The sequence below is a fragment of the Acinetobacter sp. Lyrl_1 genome, assembly GCF_051948795.1.
GTDB classification, from domain to species: domain Bacteria; phylum Pseudomonadota; class Gammaproteobacteria; order Pseudomonadales; family Moraxellaceae; genus Acinetobacter; species Acinetobacter towneri.
The window spans coordinates 1-7555 of sequence record NZ_JAYJLK010000065.1 but is presented as its reverse complement, the minus strand read 5'-3'; the positions used below and the strand labels follow the sequence as shown (position 1 = coordinate 7555).

Annotated in this window: 10 protein-coding genes and 1 pseudogene; 5 read left to right on the top strand and 6 right to left on the bottom strand. The window is 34.1% G+C overall.

What is annotated here, in order from left to right; all coding sequences use genetic code 11:
* Nucleotides 1–303: 303 nt before the first annotated feature.
* The 3 genes and pseudogenes from VF675_RS13085 to VF675_RS13075 form a co-directional block, all read left to right on the top strand.
* Nucleotides 304–432, top strand: a pseudogene (locus tag VF675_RS13085) (IS5/IS1182 family transposase); the annotation flags it as partial.
* A gap of 20 nt (nucleotides 433–452) precedes the next feature.
* Nucleotides 453–833, top strand: a complete 381-nt coding sequence (locus tag VF675_RS13080; protein WP_168417344.1) for a hypothetical protein — start codon at nucleotides 453–455, stop codon at nucleotides 831–833.
* Nucleotides 834–1274: 441 nt separating this feature from the next.
* Nucleotides 1275–1598: a hypothetical protein gene (locus VF675_RS13075; protein ID WP_440205335.1), complete on the top strand. Its 324-nt coding sequence runs from the start codon at nucleotides 1275–1277 to the stop codon at nucleotides 1596–1598.
* 72 nt (nucleotides 1599–1670) lie between these two features.
* Here the strand turns inward: VF675_RS13075 and VF675_RS13070 are convergent, their stop codons facing one another.
* Nucleotides 1671–1964: a type II toxin-antitoxin system RelE family toxin gene (locus VF675_RS13070; protein WP_121523310.1), complete on the bottom strand. Its 294-nt coding sequence runs from the start codon at nucleotides 1962–1964 to the stop codon at nucleotides 1671–1673.
* Nucleotides 1954–2199: a type II toxin-antitoxin system RelB/DinJ family antitoxin gene (locus VF675_RS13065; protein ID WP_000246756.1), complete on the bottom strand. Its 246-nt coding sequence runs from the start codon at nucleotides 2197–2199 to the stop codon at nucleotides 1954–1956. The genes VF675_RS13070 and VF675_RS13065 overlap by 11 nt, the downstream gene beginning before the upstream one ends.
* A 363-nt stretch (nucleotides 2200–2562) precedes the next feature.
* On the opposite strand from VF675_RS13065, the gene VF675_RS13060 reads away from it, so the two are divergent.
* Nucleotides 2563–2919, top strand: a complete 357-nt coding sequence (locus VF675_RS13060) for a hypothetical protein (RefSeq protein ID WP_168399337.1) — start codon at nucleotides 2563–2565, stop codon at nucleotides 2917–2919.
* 189 nt (nucleotides 2920–3108) lie between these two features.
* Here the strand turns inward: VF675_RS13060 and VF675_RS13055 are convergent, their stop codons facing one another.
* The 3 genes from VF675_RS13055 to mobQ all read right to left on the bottom strand — a co-directional run bounded on the left by VF675_RS13055 (nucleotide 3109) and on the right by mobQ (nucleotide 6826).
* Nucleotides 3109–3651 (bottom strand): plasmid replication DNA-binding protein, encoded by a 543-nt coding sequence (locus tag VF675_RS13055; RefSeq protein ID WP_419326745.1) that lies wholly within the window; start codon nucleotides 3649–3651, stop codon nucleotides 3109–3111.
* Nucleotides 3652–3717: 66 nt separating this feature from the next.
* Nucleotides 3718–4740 carry a RepB family plasmid replication initiator protein gene (locus VF675_RS13050; protein WP_419326746.1) on the bottom strand — a complete coding sequence of 341 codons (1023 nt, stop codon included), beginning with the start codon at nucleotides 4738–4740 and terminating at the stop codon, nucleotides 3718–3720.
* Between the two features lie 631 nt (nucleotides 4741–5371).
* The gene (gene mobQ / locus VF675_RS13045; protein ID WP_440205334.1) at nucleotides 5372–6826 is read right to left on the bottom strand and encodes a MobQ family relaxase; all 1455 of its coding nucleotides are present in this window, start codon (nucleotides 6824–6826) and stop codon (nucleotides 5372–5374) included.
* 214 nt (nucleotides 6827–7040) lie between these two features.
* Between mobQ and VF675_RS13040 the strand changes: the two genes are divergently transcribed.
* Nucleotides 7041–7301, top strand: coding sequence for a mobilization protein (locus VF675_RS13040; RefSeq protein WP_168461807.1), 261 nt, complete (start codon nucleotides 7041–7043; stop codon nucleotides 7299–7301).
* Here VF675_RS13040 and VF675_RS13035 read toward each other — a convergent pair.
* Nucleotides 7287–7439, bottom strand: a complete 153-nt coding sequence (locus VF675_RS13035) for a hypothetical protein (protein WP_004977125.1) — start codon at nucleotides 7437–7439, stop codon at nucleotides 7287–7289. The genes VF675_RS13040 and VF675_RS13035 overlap by 15 nt on opposite strands.
* Nucleotides 7440–7555: the final 116 nt, after the last annotated feature.

Genomic DNA, 7555 nt, shown 5'->3' with positions numbered 1-7555 from the left:
CCCCTATCATGTAGAAATCCAAGCAAAGGAACAGAACTGCGTATAAGAGATTTTATGTTAAATAGATTCGATTAGGTGTTTATCTCTATACATCGTAATCTCAGCCTCCATTATAAAACTCAATAAATTCTGAGTTTATGCACGAGTCGTGGTGCCGTACATGATTTTGAACTATTCAAACGCCATTTAAATCAGATTCCTGCAGGGTGTTTTCTCCTTATAAGGGCTACCAAGTGATCTATACCGTGTATCCGAATAGTCTATTGCCATTAAAAGCAAAAAAGAAGAATTGGAATTGAGCATGTATTTGGGATTTTGAAAACCTTCAAAATTCTTGCTTAACGATATCGCAACCGTGGTAAAAGACTGGGATTAAGATTCAATTTAATTGCAGGAATCTATAATTTGGAACTGAGTAAAAATGACTTATGAAAAAGCTTTAATGGTGTTTTATGGAATCTAATAAAGGTTATCCTCGTTTTTATATTTTTGCTTGTTTAACTCTAATTCCTGTTGTGTATTTTGGTTATTTTGCCAAGGAGTATTTTCTTATGGAAAAAGCAAGAGAATATAAAATAAAAAATAAAGTAAATGTGGGATGTTTGTTTTTGGAGAAAAAATATCAAACTAAACATGGTATTGATAAGTTTGAGGTAAATATTGATGGTAATAAATATTTGCTGAGCGATGTTGTTGTTAAAGGTTTTCCATTTAAAAAAAAATATTATAATTTTCAAAAAGAAATTAGTAATGAAAAAGCTTGTTATAGGGTTTCCTATGTAAAGGTTAAAATTCTATTTTTTGAACGGAGTTTTATTTATGATTTAGAATAGACCTCTTAAATTGGTTAAAATTTAAATATTATTCAACTATATTTTATAATGATTTAGCTAATAAAAAATTAGATAAAAGCCATACTTTCGCAAGGGGTCTATTAATTTGAATGTTAACTTACCCTAAATTAACATAATACACGTTATACGAAGTTTTAAAACAGAGTATATGATGCTGATTTTTATTTATTTTTTAAATTTTAAAGCCTAGACCAGTGTCTAGGCTTTTTCATTTCTTATAACAGCCATTATGTTAAATGGACTACAAATTAACACTAAGATATTCTTATTTTTTAATTTTGATGTGAATTTTAAATGCGTGAAGATATTGAGATTCTACTAAGCTTTTCAAATATGGTTGATAGAATAACGAATGCTGAGGCGATACGACAACATAAAGAATAAATTATCACTGACTTTTTAAAATCATATTATGCAGACATGTATGAAGTTGAAAAAATGCATATTGGCGATAAACATGAAAATGTCGATATGTATTATTTGATTGATTTAAAAAGAAAAAATTTTGAAAAATATTGGCATAATCATGAAGCCTATTATCAACCATGTTGTGTTGGAAACATTGCAGATTTTGATTGGAAAAAAGTCTCTAATATAAAATTGTATGAGAAAGGAGATGACTTTCAACAACTATATGTAATTTCAATTACTTATCAAGGAATTTCTAAAGATATAAAAATTTATATGATTGAATACAAAGATGGAAAACTAGGTATACAACAAGAGTTTTTTGAAGTTATTTAAGGTTAAGATTTCCTAAAATTAACATAATACACCTTATACGAAATCAAAAATGGGAGCTTTAAGCTCCCATTTTTAGTCATTAATGCGCTTTTTAGCTTCGTCATAAACTATGCTATCAGCTCGTTTCCCGACTGTGATTAGCAGGATCACTACCTGATCATCTTTAACTTGATAGACAAGTCGGACACCTGCTTTTAATAATTTGATTTTATAGCAACCTGCAAGATCGCCTCTAAGCATATTCTTTGGAATATGTGGTTGTTCTATAACTTTGGCCAGTTTCTTCTTAAATTGATCTCTTATAGCAATAGGAAGTTTTTCCCATTCTGCTGTGAAATCCTTGTGACGTAAAAGCTTATAAGTCATCTAATGTGACTTCCTCAAACATCTCCTTAGGATCATTAATGCGTTTACGGACAAGAGCTAATAGCTCTTCATCTTCTTCTGAAAGCAAAGCTTTTTTGACTGGTAGCTTTCCGGTCGTAGCAACATACTCAAGAATACTGGTAAAGAAATCAGTAGGTGCAATACCTTGCTCTTTAAGGATGGAATAGGACTTTTCTTTAAGGGCTTCATCGACCCTGAAGTTAACAGTAGCCATCATATCTCCCAATTGTTTAATGTACTGGGAATACTGTAATGCAAATTGCATTACAAGTCGACTTCGTATAACAGCCATTATGTTAAATAGAGGAGGATACTTAAGTGACTGTATATTATGCTTATGATTAATCACTACTTAGAATAGAAATGCATGAGAAACATTAGAAATTGGGTTACAGAGGAAATACAGTCTCCATCGTCCCAAATATATCTATTTTTTTATAAAAACATATTTATCTTTATAATCCCAACAATTATTTTTTGGTCGCTCATATTGTTTTTGAATCCATATCTTATAACTCCTATATCAAAGCTGCCAATTCATCTAGATAGTCCTACTTTTGATATAAAACAGGGAAGAATGACATCTCTAATTTTGGTTGAAGATAAGAAAAAATACTTAGCTAATTGTGCATATTTACAAAGTGAAAATGAAAGTTTTTGCGAGATCAAAAAATTGAAAAATATAATAAAAATAGAGGGCGAAATAATTGATACTAAATCAGTTTCAAAATCTAATATTTTGATAAAAAAAATTATTTTTCAGAAAACCACCTCAAATGATAATTTTGTATTTATTACCGATCCAGATGGAAGTAAACGCTGGGAGAAATCTTTAGTATTTCCGATTTATGTAACACGTTTTTTATTAATCCTATCTATTCTCTTTATTTCATTTTTTGTCTTAAAAAGAAGTTTAAATCGTCAGCGATGTTAAGATTCCCTAAAATTAACATAATACACCTTATACGAAATGCGTTATAATTATCTATAGAAATCAATGCTGTAGTTTCTAGTTTATAGCCCGAACATCCCTGTTCGGGCTTTTTTTATGATTTTTCACGTTCCACGCCTATTATTTGATCAATGTTTCACAACTTTGTTCATATCAGTTAAACAATCGTGGTTAATCATAGGGTCTAAAAAAACGGCTCCAAAAGCCTCTTTTTTCTGGTTCAGGCTCTACGTGTTCAGGAACAGGAATTCGCTTGTTTTCGATTACTTCAGGTTCTTTAGGTGGCATTGCTATCGCTTCTTCTTTTGCTTCTGCCGCTAGTTCAGGCTGTACCAATCCATGATCACCAGATTGAGTGATTTGGGGTTTTGGTGCTTCCAATAGACGTTGCATGGCTTCGATTTGTTCCTGATAGAATGATTCACGTTCTAGCGATTGATTTTCTCTAAGTAATGCCTGATTTAACTGTTTTTCCAGTATGTCAACTTGACGTTTTAGTAAGTCAACTTCTGTCAAGTTTTGACTGTTAATTGATTGACTTTGATTGACAGTAGTCTCTTTTTTTTGTGGTTCCCCAAAAACTCTTAAGGCTTCTACAAAGTCAATTAAGCCATCAGATCCTTTAGATAAATTCCCTTTGTTTATATGTGCATATATGGCTTGCCTTGAATATCCGTAAAGCTTGGCCAACTCTGAAACTGACAGTTTTTTCATTATGTAAACCAGTTTTAAACTTGTGTTAATACTTGACTGTTAACTTAACAATTTCAATTAACAATGTCATTGAAATCCAGCTTTTCTGAGTAAAGGAAGTAACTCCCTAAATTTTTCAGTATCCAAAAACATGTCAGCAATACGAATAGCAAATTGTTGATAGCTCTCTGTACCTTGAGAATATTTGCTCATTTCAGGCATTTCAGAAAGTTTTGCTGCAAATAAATAACGTTGAGCATCTGTCATTGGAATAAATAAATCAGGTGTTTGTGGATCTCTTTTAGAGTCTTTTACTGTCGGTTTACTTCCCTTTTTCGACTTAAATTTTAATTCTAGGTGTGTAAACTTACGCCCTGTTTTTATCAGTTCATATTTAACTGAATAAGGTGATTTCTCATTGATTTCATTGATAGCAGTATCTATTACACGTTTTTTTAAATCTTTAGTAGCTTCGTATTTATCGAATAAAGCTAAAGAATACCGTAGATCATCTAAACTAATTTTACAGTAACCAGTTGACTTAAATTGCATCATCATTTGATAAAAGCGGAAGCTATAAACACTGCCAAAACTTGCAACATCATCAAGTAAAAATTGAGTGAAATTCGCTTTTAATTCACTAAGCAAAGGCAAAATTCGACTATCAAAAACAAGTCTAGCGACGATGTCATCACTACGTCGACCAAAAGGCAAAGATTCTAATAAATTATATTTTCTCAACCCATTTATATAATTTTTATAATCCTCTGGATTCGGATATTTTGCTTTTAATCGAGCATCTGCATTCTTATCAAAGCGTAATACCTCTGATAGCCAATGAAATTCTAAAATCCCTGCATTAGTTTCAATGAGTAAAGTCTTTTTCATTAAATCTTTAGTAGCGTTTCGAATATCTCTTGTTGCTTGATCAGCATTGGCACCTAACCTAATAAAGTCCTCTCTTGTAATGTAATACGCTTGTTTAGGGTCTATTGGTTGGTTTTTAGGTATTTGTGCTAATGCCGATAAGAGCAAACGCTGTTCACTAACACTTAAATTATATGATGCTTTAACGATGGAATTGTCCATTACAACTAGATCATTATTCACCCGACAAATTGTCCTTATTAAAACTAATTAGGACTTTTCTAACATTGTCCTAGTTTTAAGTCAATCAATAAAGGGACAACTTTCTTATTTGTCCCCTTTCACCGACAATCCGTCCCCCTTTCACCGACAATCCGTCCCCCTTTCACCGACAATCCGTCCCCTTTCACCGACAATCCGTCCCCTTTAATAGTCACAAACCCTTATGACTATTAGCTTTGAAGGGGGGCTAAAAACATTTAAAAATAATAAAAAAAATAAAAAAGGAAGAAATTAAAAAAACTTGTGGATAACTATCTACTGTCATGAAAAATTGCCCTATGTTTTCGCTACGCTCAAACTCTATTGAATCTCGCTTTCGCTCGATTCTTTGGGGCAATTTTTTGGCTAATCACATTGAGAAGTCCATAAAAGCAACTATGAATTCGCTTCGCTCATAGTTTTTTTCACTCGCTTCGCTCGGTCTAGGTGCTAATGTCTGCATGGAAATATGAGTTTTCTAGGATTCAAGGCACTTAAAAACGGTTTTTCAGGGAGTCTAGGCGCAACTTTTCGTTGTGTCGCTCGTAGACACTCGCTAATAAAATATTGATATTGTTTAAATATTCTTAATTAAAAGACAAAAAGGATAGGCTTAACGACCTCTACTAGAATCTTTAGCCTGTGATGAACCACGGACTAAGTCTTGTTGTGGTTCTTTTTGTGGTACAGCAAAGTTTGGATTTTCTTTATATTTTTCTACAAATTTGGCTTGTACCTGTGCCAATTTTTGCTCTAAATGCGGGTTATTAAATCTTTGCTCAAGCTGGTTTTTTAGAGCGTTATACGCCTGTTTTTGATCATGGTTTAGAGATTGATATAACGTATTAAAATCTAATTTATTCTCTGTCTTTTCATCAAAAAATTTTGATTTTTCAGACTCTTTTTCAATTTTTCGCTCGACTTGCCAAATATTTGAGGTGGCAGCAGATAGCTTGTTTTTTTGCGTGTCGAGGGTGCTTTTTAGTTTTAAATAGTCCTCTTTCCAATGCAAAAATTCAGATGTGGTGATAAGCCCTAAAAACTTCTCTTTAGGCTTGTTAGTTTCCATGTCTTGCAAGGTTTGCTGAATTTTCTCAATTTCTGCGATTAAAACGGCTTTTTCCGCATGTGCATGTTCTAAATCTTTCTGCAAGTGATCAAGAATGCTGTTGAATGGCTCTATTTTGCGTTCTAAGGCGTTTTTAGGTTCAATATGTACGTTTGCTTGTCCTGATTGCTCAAGCTCTCTTTGTGGGCGTTTTAGGCTCTCTAGGTCGCTTAAAATCTTATCGGCCAAAATGATTTCTTGATCTAGCCCTTTAATTAATTGCTCATTTGCCAGTTTTTCAGCATTTCTAGCCTTAATAGCATCGTTTTTCAGGCTGATTTCAGTATCTATGCCCTGTCTGCGAAGTTGTGTAACCTTGCTGCCTTCGTGCTGTGTGGCTTCAAGCCCTAAGCCTTGTGCCTTGTAACTGCGGTGATCGACACGTTCTAGGCTGCCGACTTGTTCCAGATGGTGATTGCATAACTCGGCAAACTGTTCTCGCCAGTGTTCAACCTGTTGTTTGCCGTGATCGTTAAATTCTCTTGTTTTGTTCCCTAGTTCCCCACGCTCGTTGATGCTGCGGGTCGTCAGTAAGATATGGGCGTGATGGTTGCGTTCATCGCTTCCACTGGCTGTATGTGGGGTATGAATAGCTGCATCCACCACAACCCCATGACGCTCTACAATTTTTTTACATAGCTCATCAAGCATCTTTTGCCGTTGCTCTTGATTGAGTTCTTGCGGGAAAGCAATTTCAAACTCTCTTGCCAGTTGTGAGTTTTTGCGGCTCTCAACTTTTTCTACTTTGTTCCATAGTTGGTTGCGGTCTAGCAATTCAGGATTTGTATGTTCAGGGGCATAGATTTTCTTGAGTTCCACGCCTGTTTTTTTGGTGTAATCCTGTTCCTTTCCCTGCCGTTCATCTATCAATTTTTCACCCGAACGATAAGCAGCAGCAGCTACGGCACTTCGCCCATCTGCTCTGCTAATGTTCTTCACTGAAAAATGATAAATTGCCATTTTTTCTTTTGTCTTTTTCCGTTTTTAAAAATCAACAATAACCAATAATAATTTTAGGGGGTAAAGGGGTATCCCCTTTCGTACTTCCAAACTAATGAAATTAAGTTTGGGAAAGTGCGCCCTTCGGGAAAACCATTATAGCTTAGGAAGGCATTGAATCTCAATGGCAGGTATCCTATGCTCTAATGGTTTTTTAAAAGGCTTTGGAATCAAAATGGGTATTGAATCTTTAGATCAGAAAATTGCAAAACAACAAGAGAAGTTAAACCAGTTAAAAGCGCAAAAACAGGCTGCTTTAGCAAGAGAAAAGGCAAAACAAAAAGCACAAGAAAGAAAGGACGACACTAGACGTAAAATTTTACTGGGTTCTTTCTTGATGAAACAAATGGAAGATGAAGCGCAGAAACAAAAAATACTCGCTGGCCTGAACCAGTATTTGACCGAAGATCGTGACAGAAAACTATTTGGACTTTAATGCTGCCAGCTTTTGTTTCCTCTCTTCAAAGTGTGCTTTAAGCCCATCATTAATCGGGTGATCAGGGTTTTTCGCTGCTTCTCTTTGAGCCTGAATGATTCTGTTTCGGGCTTCTAAAATACTTTCGGTCTTTTCCATGAAATTTTCTCCGTTGCTCTAAAAGAATGTCTCTATTTTTTTCTGAAATTGTTTGAATATAATAGTATTTTTAGATTTTTTATCCTACAAAAGCCCTTATTATGTAGAAATCCACC

Coding starts and splice junctions, on each gene's coding strand:
- VF675_RS13035 (WP_004977125.1), bottom strand. CDS start 7,439: ATGGAAAAGACCGAAAGTATTTTAGAAGCCCGAAACAGAATCATTCAG.
- VF675_RS13070 (WP_121523310.1), bottom strand. CDS start 1,964: ATGACTTATAAGCTTTTACGTCACAAGGATTTCACAGCAGAATGGGAA.
- mobQ (WP_440205334.1), bottom strand. CDS start 6,826: ATGGCAATTTATCATTTTTCAGTGAAGAACATTAGCAGAGCAGATGGG.
- VF675_RS13060 (WP_168399337.1), top strand. CDS start 2,563: ATGACATCTCTAATTTTGGTTGAAGATAAGAAAAAATACTTAGCTAAT.
- VF675_RS13075 (WP_440205335.1), top strand. CDS start 1,275: ATGTATGAAGTTGAAAAAATGCATATTGGCGATAAACATGAAAATGTC.
- VF675_RS13080 (WP_168417344.1), top strand. CDS start 453: ATGGAATCTAATAAAGGTTATCCTCGTTTTTATATTTTTGCTTGTTTA.
- VF675_RS13065 (WP_000246756.1), bottom strand. CDS start 2,199: ATGGCTACTGTTAACTTCAGGGTCGATGAAGCCCTTAAAGAAAAGTCC.
- VF675_RS13055 (WP_419326745.1), bottom strand. CDS start 3,651: ATGAAAAAACTGTCAGTTTCAGAGTTGGCCAAGCTTTACGGATATTCA.
- VF675_RS13040 (WP_168461807.1), top strand. CDS start 7,041: ATGGGTATTGAATCTTTAGATCAGAAAATTGCAAAACAACAAGAGAAG.